Below are 18,323 nucleotides of genomic sequence, written 5' to 3' on the forward strand. Positions count from 1 at the left end.
TAAAGATCAAAATCAATGATGGGTTTTTTCTATCGGGAGTATAATAATACTATTTCTGCAACCAATCTTACCCAAGTGAGGAGTGAATGGATATTCAAAGCTAATACCTGTTGCTAAACAATAGTCTTGTTAGGATTGAAAATGGTCTTCCGAATAAAAAATTAACATGTTTGACATATATAGTAAGAACTGCATATTCCTTATTCCTGAGGAATACCATTCTATCTTAGTGGGTTACAGTGGCACTGTTAAAACCATCAATTAATGCAACGATCTACGAATAGTTTTAATCTAGTACTTCAATAGTAATACTGATTTATATGACTGTCGGCAAAGCCGCCGTTCATTACACTCTAAAAAAACTAAAAAAGGAGAGTAATTTCACAATACAACGCCGGTGTCTTTTAACCTAAGGTTAAAATTACAATCAGGTTCTCAACCTATGCCAACATACATAGACAAAACAAAGAGAAACTTGTCATTTACCTGAACTTCAATAGTCAATCTTCTAAAGGATTTTTTTACTCTTGATTATATTTATAATTAAGCATCTTTCTATGAAAATAGCTGAACTCGGATGATACCATTCTAGCGAAACGGCAGAAAAATGACAGTTTTACCCCGAAAACATGACATTATGTTCAATGAACATAATGTAAAATATATATGATTTTCATAAAAATGCACCTATTTTAATCATTGGCCTCAAAGTTATGATAGATAGAAGATAAATACCTTGTTATTTTTAATTTCGACTCAATATAATTGATATTACTAATTGACTGCTTCGAAATCCACGAATTAGATTAGATCTGTTCTATACTAAGATTCAGAAACCAAGATTTTCGAATAGAATATAATAAAAACAGTGAAAATATTTAATGCGAGAAGATACGCTACGTTCTGGTAAAAAAATGCCTCCCAAGTGTGCTCTCTTAAACTAGGTTAATATTTCCCCCCTTATTACTCAACAGGGTTATTGGATATGTGTGCAAAAAAAACATGGTAGGGTTTCAGCGAAACTTTTAACTGAATTTCTATCGGAACATCTTGAATCTCAAGTATAATTTATACAAATGCAGCACACCCTCGAAGGTATTTCTGCCTATTATACAGTACTATGCGATACTGAAAAGGATTTTGCGAAAATTCATCAATTCCATCAGGAAACGCAAGCGGCGCAGGACAGCAGCAATCTAGACGCGGAGACCAGCGCCTTCATGCATGATCAAATCGCCATCACAGACACTACACACAATGCTATTTTATTGTATCTACTACACTATATGGCTTCAATGCTGGAAAATATATACGTTAAAATTTTAAATCGTTTGACTCGCGCCGAGAAATGCTAACGCAAGTAAGTACACACTGCGCCAAAATCTTCGCAGCTATAGTCGAATGCAAACCGGAAAAGCTAATGAAACATTATAGCGCTATCTAGCATTCATTGAGGAAGTTTTACTAGTTCTAAACCGAACATACACCCGGTATGTACGATCACTCCGACGTCTCCAGACACATCAGAATTAATCGCTGAGAAATGATGGCGTTGGTGACTAAACAGGCATTAACCTGTTATTTATATACTTTTAGAGCCAAAGCAAAAGAAAATAGACTGGAACTAAACAAATATTAAGGTAGATAAGGAATAGCAACATGTCAAAATGTTTATACAATGACGTGGATCCGATCGAAACACGAGACTGGCTTCAGGCGATCGAATCGGTTATCCGTGAAGAAGGTATTGAACGCGCGAAATTTCTAATTCAACAGGTACTAAAACAAGCGAAAAAAGGTGGAGTAAGCATCGCGCATGCTGGCCCTCTAGATAATTATATCAATACCATTCCAATTGAGGAGGAACCTAAATATCCTGGCGACTTAGAACTAGAACGCCGTATCCGTTCAGCTATTCGCTGGAATGCCATGATGATCGTACTGCATGCGTCAAAGAAAAATTTAGAACTGGGCGGCCACATAGCCTCATTCCAATCTTCCGCCACCATTTATGAGGTTTGCTTTAACCATTTTTTTCGCGCACGAAACGATAAAGACGGCGGCGATCTGGTTTATTTCCAAGGTCACATTGCTCCTGGTGTCTATGCTCGTGCCTTTCTTGAAGGCCGTCTAACTGAAGAACAGATGAACAACTTCCGTCAGGAAGTTCATGGTAAAGGCCTTTCGTCTTATCCACATCCGAAGCTAATGCCTGACTTCTGGCAATTCCCAACAGTATCCATGGGCCTCGGCCCAATTAGCGCTATTTATCAAGCTAAATTCCTCAAATATCTACACCACCGAGCGTTGAAAGATACAACTCATCAAACTGTTTATGCCTTCCTAGGTGACGGTGAAATGGACGAACCAGAATCTAAGGGTGCAATCACTATTGCAACGCGCGAAAAACTAGACAATCTAGTCTTCATCATTAATTGCAATCTCCAGCGTCTTGATGGTCCCGTAACAGGTAATGGAAAAATTATCCATGAATTGGAGGGGGTCTTTGAAGGTGCGGGCTGGGAAGTGATTAAAGTAATCTGGGGTAGCCAATGGGATGATCAGCTTCGTAAAGACACCTCCGGAAAACTGGTACAACTGATGAATGAAACTCTTGATGGCGACTACCAAACTTTTAAATCGAAGAATGGGGCCTATGTTCGCAAACATTTCTTTGGGAAATATCCAGAAACCGCGGCACTGGTAAAAGAGATGAGCGATGAAGATATTTGGGCCCTAAATCGTGGTGGCCATGACCCCAAGAAAATCTACGCTGCCCTACATAAAGCAAAGATCACCACCGGGAAACCCGTGGTAATCCTTGCTCACACGATTAAAGGCTACGGGATGGGTATAACCGCAGAAGGCATGAATATCGCACATCAAGTAAAAAAAATGAATACCGAAGGAATACGTTACTTTCGGGATCGTTTTAATTTAAACATGATTAGCGATGAAAAGATCGCGTCACTGCCTTATATCACCTTTAATGAAGACTCTGAAGAGTATGCCTATCTTCATCAGCGGCGAAAAGCTCTATATGGTTATCTGCCAAGCCGACTGAAAGACTTCAGTAAGGCGCTGGAGTTACCCACCCTTAATGACTTCGCCTCACTTCTAGAAGAGCAAAAGAAAGAGATCTCGACTACTATCGCCTTTGTACGTGTACTAAGCGTTATGCTAAAAAATAAGTCGATCAAAGATCGACTAGTCCCAATTATCGCCGATGAAGCTCGTACCTTTGGCATGGAAGGCTTATTTCGTCAGATAGGTATCTATAGCTCAAACGGTCAACAGTACACACCTCAAGATCAGGAGCAAATAGCTTACTATCGCGAAGACGAGAAAGGGCAGATCTTACAAGAAGGGATTAATGAGCTTGGAGCAGCATCTTCTTGGTTGGCAGCAGCCACCTCTTATAGTACTAATGATTTTCCGATGATTCCATTCTACATCTATTACTCAATATTTGGTTTCCAACGTATCGGTGATCTATGCTGGGCAGCAGGTGACCAGCAGGCGCGAGGTTTTTTAATTGGAGGTACCTCGGGTCGTACTACCTTAAACGGCGAAGGCTTGCAGCATGCAGACGGTCATAGCCATCTCCAATCACTGACTATCCCGAACTGCATTTCCTACGATCCTGCTTATGCTTATGAGGTCGCCATCATCATGCACGATGGGCTGATTCGGATGTACGGTGATAAACCAGAAAATATTTACTACTATCTGACAACACTAAACGAGAACTATGCTATGCCAGCTATCCCAAATGGGGCTGAAGCAGGTATTCGAAGAGGAATTTACAAGTTAGAAACACTAAAAGGCAATAAAGGCAAAGTACAACTTATGGGTTCTGGCGCAATTCTGCGTCATGTCCGTGATGCAGCGCAAATTTTATCAACAGAATATAAGGTAAGTTCGGATGTCTATAGTGTCACCTCGTTTACCGAACTTGCGCGAAATGGTCAAGATTGTGAACGCTGGAATATGCTACATCCAACTCAAAAGCCGCACGTGCCTTATATAACCAGTATTCTTAACGATGCACCAACAGTAGCATCAACGGATTATATGAAGCTATTTGCTGAGCAAATCCGCAACTTCATTCCGGCTAATGAATACCAGGTTTTAGGTACTGACGGTTTCGGGCGTTCCGATAGTCGTGAAAACCTGCGTTATCACTTTGAAGTGGATGCTAGTTATGTAGTGCTTGCAGCGCTGGGTATATTAGCTAAACGTGGTGATATCAGTACCGATCTGGTGACTGAGGCCATCCGTAAATTCGGTATTCATTCCGATAAAGTTAACCCCCGGTTAGCATAAAGGTAGAGTAAATCATGGCTATTAACATCAATATACCAGATATCGGTCTAGATGCCCTAGAAGTCACGGAAATCTTGGTTAAAGTAGGTGATCTGGTGAAAACAGAGCAATCACTGATTACCGTGGAAGGGGACAAAGCATCTATGGAAATTCCCTCACCACAGGAAGGAAAGGTAAAAGAGATCAAAGTGATGGTAGGTGATCAAGTTACCACCGGTAAACTGATTATGACCTTTGATGAATTAGAAAGTATTGCTGAAAATACTGCTAGTAAAGAACCAGAGATAAAAAATCAACTCTCTAATATAAAAGAGGAATCAATGAACCTCGCTGAGGTTTTAGTAAAGGTAGATGATGAAATTAAAACCGATCAGTCCTTTCTTACTATCGAGGAAGATATGATCCCCTCCCGTTCCCCAACGATGCTTAGTACTAGCGAAAAAACAAGTGAAGACTCACTGATCATGGTAGTGGAGGTTACCTCTAACGACACAACCTCGCTAAATTCCAGAATTAGTAATAAAGCGATGAACATACTGGATGCTTCTGACACCGAAATAGAAGTTACTAAGATTATGATTAAGGTAGGCGATAAAATTTGTACCGCACACTCCCTAGTGAACCTAGAAAGTGAGACAGGTGCGATAGCAGTGCCATCGACGTTAATAGGTACCCTCAAAAAAATTAAGATTATCTCTGATACCAGCGTCTCGCCACCTGAAACTAAATATGAATTTGCCGAAAATGATGCCTATGTACATGCTAGTCCCATTATCCGACGGCTAGCAAGAGAATTTGGAATCAACCTAACAAAGGTAAAAGGAACTGGACGTAAAGGCCGTATTCTCCAAAAAGATATCCAGGATTATATTCAAGAAATAATCCAGTATGCCGAAAACACATCAGCTGGAGGTGGTAGTATGAATCTGGAATTTCCAACATCTCCGACAGTGGATTTCAGCATATTTGGCGACACTGAAGTAGTGGAGCTGAAGCGAATTCAAAAGATTTCCGGCGCCAATCTTCACCGAAATTGGATCATGATTCCTCATGTAACTCAATTCGATGAAGTAGATATCACTGACATGGAAAGATTCCGTATACAGCAAAACACTGTATCGGAGAAAAAAAAGCTAGGGGTAAAAATAACCCCGCTAGTATTTATTATGAAGGCGGTCGCCAAAGCACTGGAAGAGTGGCCACTCTTTAACAGCTCACTATCTCCAGATACTCTTAAAGTAACGTTAAAAAAATATATTAATATCGGGATAGCTGTAGACACTTCTCATGGTTTAGTAGTACCGGTCTTTCGCCATATAAATAAGAAAGGTATCATGGAACTCTCTCGCGAACTAGCGGAGACCTCAAAAAAAGCCCGTGAAGGCAAGCTCACCACCTTAGATATGCAAGGTGGCTGCTTTACTATTTCTAGCCTAGGGGGAATTGGAGGAGCGGCATTCACGCCTATCGTCAAGGCCCCAGAAGTAGCGATACTTGGAGTATCTAAATCATCGATGAAACCGGTGTGGGATGGTAAAGAATTCACACCACGACTAATGCTACCCCTCTCGCTATCCTATAACCACCGAGTTATCGATGGCGCTGACGGTGCACGCTTTATTAACTGTATCAATAGCATGATATCAGACATCCGCCGATTGCTAATATAATGCCCAAATCTTTTCTGCTTTTTTACAACATATTATCGGACTGCAGTATTTCCACTCAGTGGTCGTAATACATATACGACATCATATCATACTTTACAGTCCATTAACATTCATGTATAATGTTCGGGGTTTAAACATCCCCGGTGGAGGGTGGAGAGTGTATATTATACTGAATATACGTAATAAAATAGACGTCTGACCCGCCGGATAAATAACTAAGAGGTCATGATGAGCACTGAAATAAAGACCCAGGTTCTGCTGCTGGGGGGAGGGCCGAGTGGTTATTCCGCAGCATTCCGCTGCGCAGATTTGGGTTTAGAGACCGTTATAGTAGAACGCTACCCCACTCTAGGAGGGGTCTGTCTAAATGTAGGGTGTATCCCTTCGAAAGCTTTATTACACCTTGCCAAAGTGATTGAAGAAACTAAGGCAATGAGTAAAAATGGGGTCGTCTTCAACGACCCAACAATTAATATTGATAAAATCCGAACCTGGAAAGAAAAAGTAGTCAAACAACTGACGAACGGTCTAGTAGATATGGCTACAGCACGGCAAGTCCAGGTGCTACATGGTTCTGGTAAATTTACTGGTAGCAACACCCTCCAAGTGGAAGGAAGCAATGGTATTACCAACATCACCTTCCAAAATGCTATCATCGCAGCAGGTTCACACTCAATTTTACCACCGTTTATTCCTCAGGACGATCCTCGCTTATGGAACTCAAGTGATGCTCTTGCCCTGAGCTCAATACCAAAGCGACTGCTAATCATAGGCGGGGGTATTATCGGGTTGGAAATGGCTACTATTTATCATGCTTTGGGATCAGTAATCGATGTGGTAGAAATGTTTGATCAGGTCATTCCATCAGCAGATAAGGACGTAATAAAAATCTTTACCAAACATATTAGTTGCCATTTTAATCTGATGCTAGAAACGAAAGTTATCTCAATAGAACCACAACAAAACGGCATTCATGTCACCATGAATGGAAAAAACGCACCAGTAGAGACGCAATATTATGACGCCGTACTAGTGGCGATTGGTCGTATGCCAAACGGCAAGTTACTAAATGCTAGCCAGGCTGGAGTCACAGTGAATGATCGTGGCTTTATACACGTCGATAAACAAATGCGCACTAATGTACCGCACATCTATGCTATTGGTGATATCATCGGTCAACCAATGGTAGCACATAAAGGCATCCACGAAGGACATGTAGCTGCTGAAGTTATTGCTGGTAAGAAACACTATTTTGATCCAAAAGTGATTCCGTCTATCGCCTACACCAATCCAGAAGTAGCATGGATCGGTGTAACAGAAAAAGAAGCAATAGCAAAAGGCATTAGCTATGAAGTTTCTACGTTTCCATGGAGAGCATCCGGTCGTGCAATTGCATCCGACTATCCAGATGGAATGACAAAACTCATTTTCGATAAAGAAAACCATCGAGTGATTGGCGGTGCAATAATTGGCGCAAATGGCGGCGAGCTTTTAGGTGAAATCGGCTTAGCGATTGAAATGGGCTGTGATGCGGAAGATATCGCACTGAGTATCCATGCACACCCGACCCTGTATGAATCAGTTGGCCTGGCGGCAGAAGTTTACACAGGCGCTATTACTGACATACCTAATAGAAAAGCCAAGAAAAAGCAATAACTTTCTTTCATCCTGGGGTAAAAAGCGCCTTTTGGCGCCTTTTTATATCATGGCGTATAGCCTTTATCCCTGCCATCTCTTCTAAAATTTTAGAATATATTCTATTTTAGAAAAAACATTTCTAATAGAAACAAACGGTATCATGTAATGTAAAATGATCCTTGATATTAAACGAAATCGATTTTACTTTGAAGAATCGTGACTATATCAAAAATATTTTTGATATATAGAATATATATACATAACAAGTCTATATAGGACTACCTGACGTATAAAAAATCTGTGATCATGATTCAATATTATAGATAAAATATTATTGAACAATATATAGCTATCTCGCCGTATTAAACAATCTGAGTGTTATTTTTATCTCAGCTTTCCTTAGAAAAAAAAACACCACCAAGAAACCATAATGCTTCCGTTTTTTACTTTCTTGATGTTCAGCATGTCTAACTATAAACTTTATAGTTTATATAATATTTAGATCACTGGTGATTAGTATTTTTTTTCTTCAATGGAAATATTTAAAAATGCGTTTTCCTCAATTCTATTTTCACTCATTTCTTATTTCATACCCAGTTGCATCTGTTAAAAACAGACCATGATTTATTTATTTGTTTTATGATTCTTCTAATAAATCAGTAGGTAAAACCGTTTTTTTCTTCTGATTAGTTGCACCAGTTTTTTTATCATGTACAGTGATACCTTTCATACATCTGACAGTTATTGTTTTACTGATTACTAAAGAAATAGACAGCGATTTCTTATGCTTCTTAGATCAATAATCGAATTCATAATAACTTGAGATGTTACTCTACTATCAAATGACACTGATAAAAACAAATTGATTTTTGATGGTGCTGAAGCAATATAAAAGTACGCCCACATCTCTTGATTGCAGTAAACATCACTCCGGTAGAGGTAAATATGGGTAAAGCTCTCGTTATCGTTGAGTCGCCAGCCAAAGCAAAAACGATTAATAAATATTTAGGTCAAGACTACGTTGTGAAATCAAGCGTTGGTCATATTCGCGATTTGCCGATTAACGGTTCCGTCTATCAAAAACACAATCACTCTAGTAACAAGAAAAAAAACAAACACGATCTGCAGCATCCATTAGTCAACAGAATGGGAATTGATCCTTACCATGACTGGATAGCGCAATATGAAATTTTACCCGGCAAAGAGAAAGTGGTAACCGAGCTAAAAACTCTTGCAGAAAAAGCCGATCATATCTATCTAGCAACAGACCTTGACCGAGAAGGAGAAGCTATTGCCTGGCATTTACGTGAAGTGATCGGCGGTGATGAGAAACGTTTTAGCCGCGTCGTATTTAATGAGATCACTCACAACGCGATCACTCAAGCCTTTAAAAATCCATGTGCACTAAACATGAACCGAGTATATGCTCAGCAAGCAAGGCGATTTATGGACCGCGTCGTCGGTTATATGATCTCACCGTTATTATGGCAGAAAATTGCTCGCGGCCTTTCAGGTGGTCGAGTCCAGTCAGTAGCAGTTAGGCTCATAGTAGAGCGCGAACGGGAAATTAAAACATTTGTACCGCAAGAGTATTGGGAATTATACGCTCATCTACAAACCGCACTAACGATGCAGGTAACACATCAAGGAAAAAAACTCTTCAAACCAATTAATCATCAGGAAATGTTATCAGCAATAAATCTTCTGGAAAATTCAGAGTATGTAGTTAGAAATCGTGACGATAAAGTGAGCATGAGCAAACCAGGAGCGCCATTCACCACCTCCACACTGCAACAGGCAGCAAGTTCCCACCTGGGCTATGGAGTAAAAAAAACCATGAGGTTAGCACAACAACTGTATGAAGCCGGGTATATTACCTATATACGTACCGATTCTACTAATTTGAGTCAGGATGCGCTAACCATGGCTCGAAATTATATCCGTACTTCTTTCGGACACCATTATCTACCGAAGCGATCTAATAAATATGCCACTAAAAATAATGTCCAGGAGGCACATGAAGCGATTCGCCCCTCCGAGGTATATACTCTGTCAGAAAAACTAAAAGACATGGAATCTTCTGCACAAAAACTATATCAACTCATATGGTGTCAATTCATTACCTGCCAAATGACTCCAGCGCAATATAATTGCACCACACTCACCGTAACCGCCGGTGAGTTTCAATTACGTGCTCGAGCCAGAACACTATGTTTTGATGGGTGGATAAAACTAATGCCGGCAATACGTACGATCGAAGAAGATAAGACTTTACCGACGGTAGAAGTTGGCCAAAGACTTCAATTAACTAAATTGCTGCCACGTCGGCATTATACCAAACCACTCCCGCGATATAGCGAAGCTTCACTAGTCAAAGAGTTAGAGAAACGAGGCATTGGCCGACCCTCGACTTATGTATCGATTATCTCTACAATTCAAGATCGCGGCTATGTCCATATAGAAAACCGACGTTTTTACGCTGAGAAGATGGGAGAAATCGTTACCGATCGTCTAACAGAAAACTTTCATGAACTAATGAATTATGATTTTACTGCTAAAATGGAAGATACCCTCGATCAGGTAGCAGCAAATCAGCAGGAATGGAAGAGTCTCTTAAATATATTCTTTGAAAAATTCACCCAGCAGCTAGAAAACGCCACGAAAGATCCGAAAGACGGAGGCATGCGCCCAAATCCAATCGTGATGACCGTCATTGATTGTCCAGTCTGCGGCCGAAACATGGGAATCCGTACTGCTAGTACCGGCGTCTTCCTAAGTTGTTCGGGCTACGGCCTACCCTTAAAGGAGCGATGCAAAAGCACTATTAATCTCATTCCAGCATCTGAAGCTCTAAACGTTTTGGAAGGTGAGGATGCAGAAACAAATGCATTGCGCTTACGCCGCCGCTGTAGAAAATGCGGCACCGCTATGGATAATTATATCATTAACAGCCATCATCAACTTCACGTTTGCGGAAATAATCCGCAATGTGATACATACGATATAGAACAAGGTGATTTCCGTATCAAAGGTCAAAATAGTCCCGTCATCCAATGTGAGAAATGTAGCGCTGACATGCAGATGAAAGTAGGACCTTTTGGGAAATATATGGGCTGTACAAACGATGCGTGTAAAAACACTCGTAAAATTCTGCGCACCGGCGAAGTCGCAAGACCACAGGCAGATCCAGTATTGCTACCTGAGTTGCCGTGCGAGAAATCAGATGCGTACTTTGTACTACGTGAGGGAGAAGCAGGGATATTTTTGGCCGCTAACACATTTCCGAAATCTAGAGAAACCCGAGCCCCTCTAATTTCAGAACTAGCCCGTTTTCGCGATCGCTTGCCAGAAAAACTACGATATTTAGCCGATGCACCTCTACAAGATGACAAGGGTAACGCGACTTTTGTACGCTTCAGCCGTAAAACAAAGCAACAATACGCTGCCTCTAAAAAAGACGGCAAGGCTACTGGATGGTGTGCTTTCTACATTAATACTACATGGCAGGTCACTCAAAAGTAATTCAGTTAACATTTATAATATCACTTTTTAATGCACTAAAATTAATTGTCTTTATAATTCCATACTCAAATCACGTCTTTCTTAAAGAGACGATATCTGTGATTCACTATAACTAATATACTCTAACTAAAAATAGTTTTTCTATTAAATCGATCAATTTAATTCTAAACGTGATACTTGGAATACAATTAGTTAGCTTTAAGCACTCTATCTTATCCCAGAGTGCTGCATGTCGCTAGGATATATATTGTGCAGTGCTTACAAAGCATGCGCTACCCCTCACCTTATGGAGGATGTATAAAGTGCTAACTTATCTTTTTGTATTCTTTACTTTTACTGGAATTATCCGCACCGGATAACATTTTACATCCAGATAATTACTTCACTATGTGTATAACAAGAAGTCTTAACGTTATTAATACAAGAACCGTAAATACACTTGTGAATATAACGGTGGCTGAAATAAATACTAACAATCATTGCATCCCTTTACGGAATACAGCATATTAAACTCTAGCTATAGATTTTTTATATATTTATAAATGAATGATGAAACAGCTCTCTTTCCAAGCGAGTCGCTAATACAGATAAAAAAATAGTAAAAATGTATTCTCAGCAATATACGCCCGCTGATTTATATGCTATAATGTAAAACAACTTCATCCGTGATATCATACGGATTAATTTTATCAAACATTTAATCAATCACATACTGTAACGGTCGTAGAGACAAAACGCTACTTTGATCTTCCTTAACACGCAGAAGACTGTTAGGTTTTAAATTTTTCTTCAGCACTGCCTGTATCCAGACAGTGGCATCCTCCAAGTTACAAGCTGCGAGCACTGTACCAGTTTGGCGCCAATGATCACCAATCTTCAGCTCCAACTTGTCACCGACAGTGGGAAGATAGCTGGCTTTCCCAGCTAGCCAGTACAAACCTCGTGTATTCACTCCATGATATTTAGCACGTGCTACCATTTCTTGGCCGGCGTAACACCCCTTATTAAAGCTAATAGCATTCAACATCTGTAGATTAGCCGCCTGTGGGATAAACTGCGCTGCATTAACACTATCAATTACTGGATAGCCTGCCTCTATATCCAGTGCTAGCCATTGCCGACTATCGTTAAACTGCGCCTGACCGATTAGCTGGTCTTGCAAGGAAATACATACCGATCGAGTTGTTATTAACAAAAACCGAGGCCTAGGAAGATTAAAATAAAGCAGAGTGGTTTCCTGATTATGCGAAACGGGATGGATTTCATCTGGCACTCTACTAAAGAACCGGGCAAGTACTCGCCGCGCCTGAAAACCAGCAACACCCAACATCACCGTTTCATCATCGGCAATAATATTGGTTCTGGAAAAGACAGCGTACTTTTTTAATTCAGCGATCTGACTATTGCGTACACTACGCCGTTCAATAAAAGCCACCCCATCTCCGTGGTAAAAGACGCACAAGTAACTTAACATCTTCCCTTTAGCATCGCAATGAGCACCAAAGCTAAAGTGCTCAGGATCTAATGAAGCGACATCGCAAGTTAACTGGCCCTGTAAATATTTCATACTTTCCGCACCGTTAAGCCGGACTAATCCCCAATCCTCCTGAGAAATAAGTGTTAACGGCAAATAGATTGAAGGCAATGGGAAACGAGAAGGAAAAATAATTGAAGATGACATCTAGTGATCCTATATAGTCCCCTGGAAATATATTAATTGTAACTCCCCAATATTTTCAAGAAAATATGGTCTTTGGTTTTCAGTATTTATTAAATCAATTACGAATTGATTGACTTTAAATGATATCCTATGTAGGTTTTTTAAAAACCTGTTTTTTATAAAAACCCAGAGTTGACATCTACAAAATAGATAATCTACTATAGAGTATCTTCGAATTAATGTTGCGTTATACTTATGAAATATAATATAATCATAACAATATCCAACCCCAAAGAAAAATCGACAATGTCACGTAAATTTAATTTAACAGAAAATATTCCAATTCTCAATACCAATAAAAGTCACGGCACTAGAATAGTGATAAAAAATAATATTATTACATTTAAAAAATGATAATAGTTAATTAAGAATTTATTTTCCCCGAAAACCTATCAAATTAAAATAAAGAAATTTAAATAAATACAATCAGTTAAACATAAATCACCTGGATCAGTTTGTTTTTGAGAGCATATATAATCAATTTGCATTTCTCAATGAGAATCACGTTAGGAAATTTCCATGACGAAAAGTCATGCATCAATAAAAAGAAATATCATAGATAAATAATTAAATTTTAACTGGATTGTATAAATTTAAAAATCCTATTTTTACTAAAAACCTAATTTCATTTTTATCTTTTTCTTATTTTACATTCATAAAAATAAACCAGTATAAATCCTAGATTTAGTTATATTGAATATAGCATACATCTGTATTTTTTTAACTCTTATCATCATTAAAAACTAAATAAATCCCAATAAAAATACAAAATATGTTTATCGCAATAGATTACCTCTGTTATCACTCTATACAAGGATAAAAAGCAAATTGTTTAGTCGTAAAACGTTTGTACAGTCTATGTCAATAGACACACAACTGAATCTAAGCAATCCAAAATAAAAGCATCCCACTTTCTAAAATATAATCCGTGATTATAGCACTCCTTTTATTACAGATAAAAATCTTGCACCCCTCATAGATAATCGGCAATATAGTCCAAAGCATAACAATATAAAATTATAGTTAATCTAATTCCTAGTTCCCGATCTTCATGAATTGCTCTAAGATAGAGCTACAATTCCCGATTAGAAAATGAAAGACTATGTATGGAACACGTTGAAATTAAAGCCCTACTAATGAATACCCTAGAATTAGACGCAGTCCATGTAAGCGGCAATGGTACTCATTTTCAGGTGATTGCAGTCAGCAATCACTTCACCGGCATGAGCCGAGTAAAAAAACAGCAGATGATTTATGCACCACTGATGGAATACATATCAGATAATCGCATTCATGCTTTATCGATTCAAACCTATACCCAGGAAGAGTGGGATAGCCATCGCACGCTGTAATAGTTTGTAAATATTACCCTTAGGGGTAATCATTTTGTGCATTAAATAAAAGAGCAGTTATAATGGATAAATTTCATATCCAGGGTCCTACCCGATTAAGCGGCGAAGTTACAATCTCAGGTGCCAAAAATGCCGCCCTACCGATTTTATTTTCTACGTTACTGGCAGAGGAACCAGTGGAAATACAAAATGTCCCTAAATTAAAAGACATTGACACCACAATGACACTACTGCGCCAACTTGGTGCTAAAGTTGAACGGAATGACTCAGTATATATAGACGCCCGCGATGTCAACGTGTATTTCGCACCATATGAGCTAGTAAAAACGATGCGCGCATCGATTTGGGCACTAGGACCGCTAGTCGCGCGTTTTGGCCAGGGGAAAGTATCATTACCGGGTGGCTGCGCCATCGGGGCGAGACCCATAGATCTCCATATCAGTGGCTTGGAGAAACTTGGGGCAACTATCGAGTTAGAAGACGGTTACGTTAAAGCATCTGTAGTTGGACGTTTGCGCGGTGCTCATATTGTTATGGATCAGATCAGCGTTGGCGCGACGGTAACAATTATGAGCGCTGCAACATTAGCGATGGGCACCACTATTATCGAAAATGCCGCCAGGGAACCGGAAATTGTTGATACCGCTAATTTTCTTATAAGCCTTGGCGCGAAGATTAGCGGTGCCGGCGCTAGCACTTATAAAATCACCATCGAAGGGGTTAAACGACTTGGAGGCGGTGTTTATCGGATACTTCCAGATCGTATTGAAACCGGGACTTTCTTGGTGGCAGCCGCCATATCCAGAGAACGTGTCATCTGTCACTCTACCCGTCCTGACATGCTGAATAGCGTACTTATTAAGCTACGGGAAGCAGGGGCGGATATTACGGTCGGCACTGACTGGATTAGTCTAGATATGCACGGGCATCAACCAAAAGCGGTTCGGGTACGCACTGCTGCCCATCCTGGATTTCCTACAGATATGCAGGCACAATTCAGTTTATTAAATCTCGTAGCCAACGGGACAGGTATAATCACTGAAACTATTTTTGAAAATCGCTTCATGCATATCCCCGAGTTGATGCGGATGGGGGCGCAAGCAGAAGTGACAAATAATACAGTGATCTGCCATGGTATCGAGACGCTCTTCGGTGCACAGGTAATGGCCACCGATTTACGCGCTTCAGCTAGCTTAGTTTTAGCTGGCTGTATCGCTGAAGGTGTAACTAGCGTGGATCGCATTTATCATATCGATCGCGGTTATGATTGCATCGAAGAAAAACTGCGGCGTATGGGTGCGAATATCAAGAGAATTAACAGATAATAAATATTGTTTATGCATAACGTTAAATATATAACACGGCTCATATGGGCAGTACTTTTCTTTTTATAGAAGATGATGACTTCACCGTTATCTTTACCATTGATTTTATATTTTTCGTCATTTTACATAAATCAAACTGGCATCGAAACCTCAAATCAAGCGTCCATGTGACATCCTTTTACCACACTATCGTTACAATAGTTAGATGCAGGGTTCACTATGCTCTTGAGCTTCTGCTATCACGTCATTTTTTCATAAAAAGTATTTTTTATGCTATACAAAATCTTTTGAAAAGATAGTATCGGGTATACGTCGTGCTTTAACTGTAAGAACTATACCTCCTAATACTTAAAGGTTAATGATTAGACCCCTAATTGTTTTTCAACAAGTGTATATCGCCTCTTCAGGCGGCCTAAATAATTTTAAGAAAACTATTTGTTCTCAGGACATATTCATTAACTAAAAATCGCATTTCCAGTAGGAAAGAAATACGAAATTTAAATACAATATAAAACTGCAATAAAAAATATTTAAAAATCGTAAAAAATCAATTATATTTATGCATACACTTGCTTTCCCCAAAAAAACATTACATATTACCTTAAACAGACAACATATCGTAAGTGTATAATATATAATACTTTTGACAATATGAGAACTTTAATGAATAGCGAATTCTGATTGAAAATCCTAACCAAGTTTCTTCTATATCTATTTTGTTGATAAATAATATTAAGTTTTCGGTTTTTTAGTCCGCGACCATTCTCTCTATTTAGAGAGACGATTAAATTACACCACTTATATATAGTATGTAATATCAAGATTTTTTTAAATTACCACTATATTTGTCAAAAAAATATAGTTTGTTAATTTGATTGAAATCAATAATATATTGTATATTACAAGATATCTATTATTCAAAAAACACATGATTTCGAGGAATTATTTTTAATCGTTTCTATTGTCTTAAAAGAGCGCCACATAACATTTCTTATTAAAACAGTGCTCTATGCCTATTGTGTAAATATTTAAAGATTTTTTAATTAATTAGATTAATAGTGCTGCTTTTATGTAGACTAAAGAGTCTCTATATGAATACCAGTTATTAATAAAACGTTATCTTCGAATAAATAAATTTCATGCATCATTTCAACCTTTAAAAATCACTTTAAAAGACTTCGAACTACTGACTATACATAAAAAACATCTCAATAAACACACTTCTATATAGTGAAGACTACTTGCGTAAATAAACGCTTTCCACCTGATGATTCACGCTTTTGCCGAGAATCAAACTAGCGCGCTCCCGGGTGGGAAGGATATTTTTCCGCAAGTTTCTCCCATTAATTTCAGTCCATAGTTTGCTAGCAAGCACCACTGCTTCTTGTTCGGAAAGTGCAGAATAATCATGAAAATAAGAGTCAGGATCGGAAAATGCTCCCTGACAGAATTTCAGAAAACGATTTATATACCAGCTCCGCAAAAGTATTTCAGGCGCATCAACATAAATAGAAAAGTCAATAAAGTCGGAAACAAACATATGATCAGGATCATAATTATAATCGCTGCTACTTTGCAATACATTTAACCCCTCCAGAATCACAATATCTGGCTGGGAAATTACTGTTTCTGCGTTAGGTACAACGTCATAAATCAAATGGGAATAAACTGGAACGGTTACACGCGGTGTTCCCGATTTCACTTGCGAAAGAAAATTAATTAGGCTTCGAATATCATAAGACTCAGGAAAGCCTTTGTTCTTCATGAGATTCCGCTGCTTCAGCACCCGATTCGGATACAAAAAACCATCGGTCGTTACCAGTCCCACTTTACGATGTTCGGGCCAGCGACTAAGTAACGACTGTAGGACACGAGCTGTTGTACTCTTTCCAACGGCAACGCTACCCGCAATACCTATGATATAAGGAATTCGCTGATCGTCAGTGCCTAAAAAATGCTCCAACACCGTCTGGCGACGATAATCGGAGCTAATATATAAGTTAAGCAAACGCGATAGGGGTAAATAGATTTCTGCTACTTCCGCAAGAGACAGCTCTTCATTCATTCCCTTTAACTTAATGATTTCGCTCTCAGTAAGGGTCAGCGACACGGAATTACGTAACGCAGCCCACTGTTTTCGATTAAATTGCAGATATGGCGTACTCGGAGGCTGCATAGCTTTTATCATAACATGAGGTAACCTGTCACATAATCTATATCAAGACATAGTAAAGCAACCCGAAAAGGCAAGAAACTGCATGGTATCAACAGCTTCGTATATATCGAAGAGTATTTTTCTGCTATTTTATAGAATAATTCGTTCGCTATCATGGTCCCTTACCTACAGGGACATCTATAATCCGATAGTATCTAATCAGGAAGACCTCAATACAGTCTAAACCAGGAGTTTACCTAATTACGTCCAATATGATAATATATAGCTTTTAATGGAATATGCTACTGCTTTAAATAAAATAATAACGTGTATTTTTAATATCAGGTCATTTCTAAAAAAAATGAAATTTTTATAATTTTTTTGTTGCATCAATCGTCCGCTCTCACCTAAAATGCGCAGCACTTAGTGCCGGTATAGCTCAGCTGGTAGAGCAACTGACTTGTAATTAGTAGGTCGAAGGTTCGAATCCTTCTGCCGGCACCCCAAAATCCGGTGGGGTTCCCGAGTGGTTAAAGGGAGCAGACTGTAAATCTGCCGTCATAGACTTCGAAGGTTCGAATCCTTCCCCCACCACCAAATTCCTATCCAGTAGGA

Annotated in this window: 9 protein-coding genes and 2 tRNA genes; 9 read left to right on the top strand and 2 right to left on the bottom strand. The window is 39.1% G+C overall.

Features of this window, described 5'->3' with window-relative positions:
* The first annotated feature begins 1,076 nt into the window (after positions 1–1,076).
* The 5 genes from GFK82_RS03370 to topA all read left to right on the top strand — a co-directional run bounded on the left by GFK82_RS03370 (position 1,077) and on the right by topA (position 11,156).
* Positions 1,077–1,355, top strand: a complete 279-nt coding sequence (locus GFK82_RS03370; protein ID WP_226810670.1) for a hypothetical protein — start codon at positions 1,077–1,079, stop codon at positions 1,353–1,355.
* A 304-nt stretch (positions 1,356–1,659) separates the two neighbouring features.
* On the top strand, positions 1,660–4,326 hold the full coding sequence (gene aceE / locus GFK82_RS03375) for a pyruvate dehydrogenase (acetyl-transferring), homodimeric type (RefSeq protein WP_226810671.1): 2,667 nt from the start codon (positions 1,660–1,662) through the stop codon (positions 4,324–4,326).
* Positions 4,327–4,340: 14 nt separating this feature from the next.
* Positions 4,341–5,996: a 2-oxo acid dehydrogenase subunit E2 gene (locus GFK82_RS03380; RefSeq protein WP_226810683.1), complete on the top strand. Its 1,656-nt coding sequence runs from the start codon at positions 4,341–4,343 to the stop codon at positions 5,994–5,996.
* Positions 5,997–6,224: 228 nt separating this feature from the next.
* Positions 6,225–7,652: a dihydrolipoyl dehydrogenase gene (gene lpdA / locus GFK82_RS03385; protein ID WP_226811300.1), complete on the top strand. Its 1,428-nt coding sequence runs from the start codon at positions 6,225–6,227 to the stop codon at positions 7,650–7,652.
* A gap of 927 nt (positions 7,653–8,579) precedes the next feature.
* On the top strand, positions 8,580–11,156 hold the full coding sequence (gene topA, locus GFK82_RS03390; RefSeq protein WP_226810684.1) for a type I DNA topoisomerase: 2,577 nt from the start codon (positions 8,580–8,582) through the stop codon (positions 11,154–11,156).
* Between the two features lie 697 nt (positions 11,157–11,853).
* Here the strand turns inward: topA and ygfZ are convergent.
* A complete protein-coding gene (gene ygfZ / locus GFK82_RS03395) occupies positions 11,854–12,837 on the bottom strand; it encodes a tRNA-modifying protein YgfZ (protein WP_226810686.1) in 984 nt (327 codons plus the stop codon).
* A 1,145-nt stretch (positions 12,838–13,982) separates the two neighbouring features.
* Here ygfZ and ibaG point away from each other — a divergent pair.
* Positions 13,983–14,228, top strand: coding sequence for a BolA family iron metabolism protein IbaG (gene ibaG, locus GFK82_RS03400; protein WP_226810695.1), 246 nt, complete (start codon positions 13,983–13,985; stop codon positions 14,226–14,228).
* Between the two features lie 62 nt (positions 14,229–14,290).
* Positions 14,291–15,553 (top strand): UDP-N-acetylglucosamine 1-carboxyvinyltransferase, encoded by a 1,263-nt coding sequence (murA, locus tag GFK82_RS03405; RefSeq protein ID WP_226810697.1) that lies wholly within the window; start codon positions 14,291–14,293, stop codon positions 15,551–15,553.
* 1,237 nt (positions 15,554–16,790) lie between these two features.
* Here murA and coaA read toward each other — a convergent pair.
* Complete coding sequence (coaA, locus tag GFK82_RS03410; protein ID WP_226810699.1) at positions 16,791–17,741, bottom strand: type I pantothenate kinase; 951 nt, start codon at positions 17,739–17,741, stop codon at positions 16,791–16,793.
* Positions 17,742–18,136: 395 nt separating this feature from the next.
* Between coaA and GFK82_RS03415 the strand changes: the two genes are divergently transcribed.
* Together GFK82_RS03415 and GFK82_RS03420 are read left to right on the top strand one after the other, a co-directional pair.
* Positions 18,137–18,209: transfer RNA gene (locus GFK82_RS03415), tRNA-Thr, on the top strand.
* A gap of 11 nt (positions 18,210–18,220) precedes the next feature.
* Positions 18,221–18,305: transfer RNA gene (locus GFK82_RS03420), tRNA-Tyr, on the top strand.
* Positions 18,306–18,323 lie beyond the last annotated feature (18 nt).

The organism is Candidatus Steffania adelgidicola, assembly GCF_020541225.1.
GTDB classification, from domain to species: Bacteria; Pseudomonadota; Gammaproteobacteria; order Enterobacterales; family Enterobacteriaceae; genus Steffania; species Steffania adelgidicola.

What these genes read in the sequence shown, in the direction of transcription:
- ibaG (WP_226810695.1), top strand. Translation starts at nt 13,983, where the DNA reads ATGGAACACGTTGAAATTAAAGCCCTACTAATGAATACCCTAGAATTA.
- GFK82_RS03370 (WP_226810670.1), top strand. Translation starts at nt 1,077, where the DNA reads ATGCAGCACACCCTCGAAGGTATTTCTGCCTATTATACAGTACTATGC.
- topA (WP_226810684.1), top strand. Translation starts at nt 8,580, where the DNA reads ATGGGTAAAGCTCTCGTTATCGTTGAGTCGCCAGCCAAAGCAAAAACG.
- lpdA (WP_226811300.1), top strand. Translation starts at nt 6,225, where the DNA reads ATGAGCACTGAAATAAAGACCCAGGTTCTGCTGCTGGGGGGAGGGCCG.
- GFK82_RS03380 (WP_226810683.1), top strand. Translation starts at nt 4,341, where the DNA reads ATGGCTATTAACATCAATATACCAGATATCGGTCTAGATGCCCTAGAA.
- aceE (WP_226810671.1), top strand. Translation starts at nt 1,660, where the DNA reads ATGTCAAAATGTTTATACAATGACGTGGATCCGATCGAAACACGAGAC.
- coaA (WP_226810699.1), bottom strand. Translation starts at nt 17,741, where the DNA reads ATGATAAAAGCTATGCAGCCTCCGAGTACGCCATATCTGCAATTTAAT.
- murA (WP_226810697.1), top strand. Translation starts at nt 14,291, where the DNA reads ATGGATAAATTTCATATCCAGGGTCCTACCCGATTAAGCGGCGAAGTT.
- ygfZ (WP_226810686.1), bottom strand. Translation starts at nt 12,837, where the DNA reads ATGTCATCTTCAATTATTTTTCCTTCTCGTTTCCCATTGCCTTCAATC.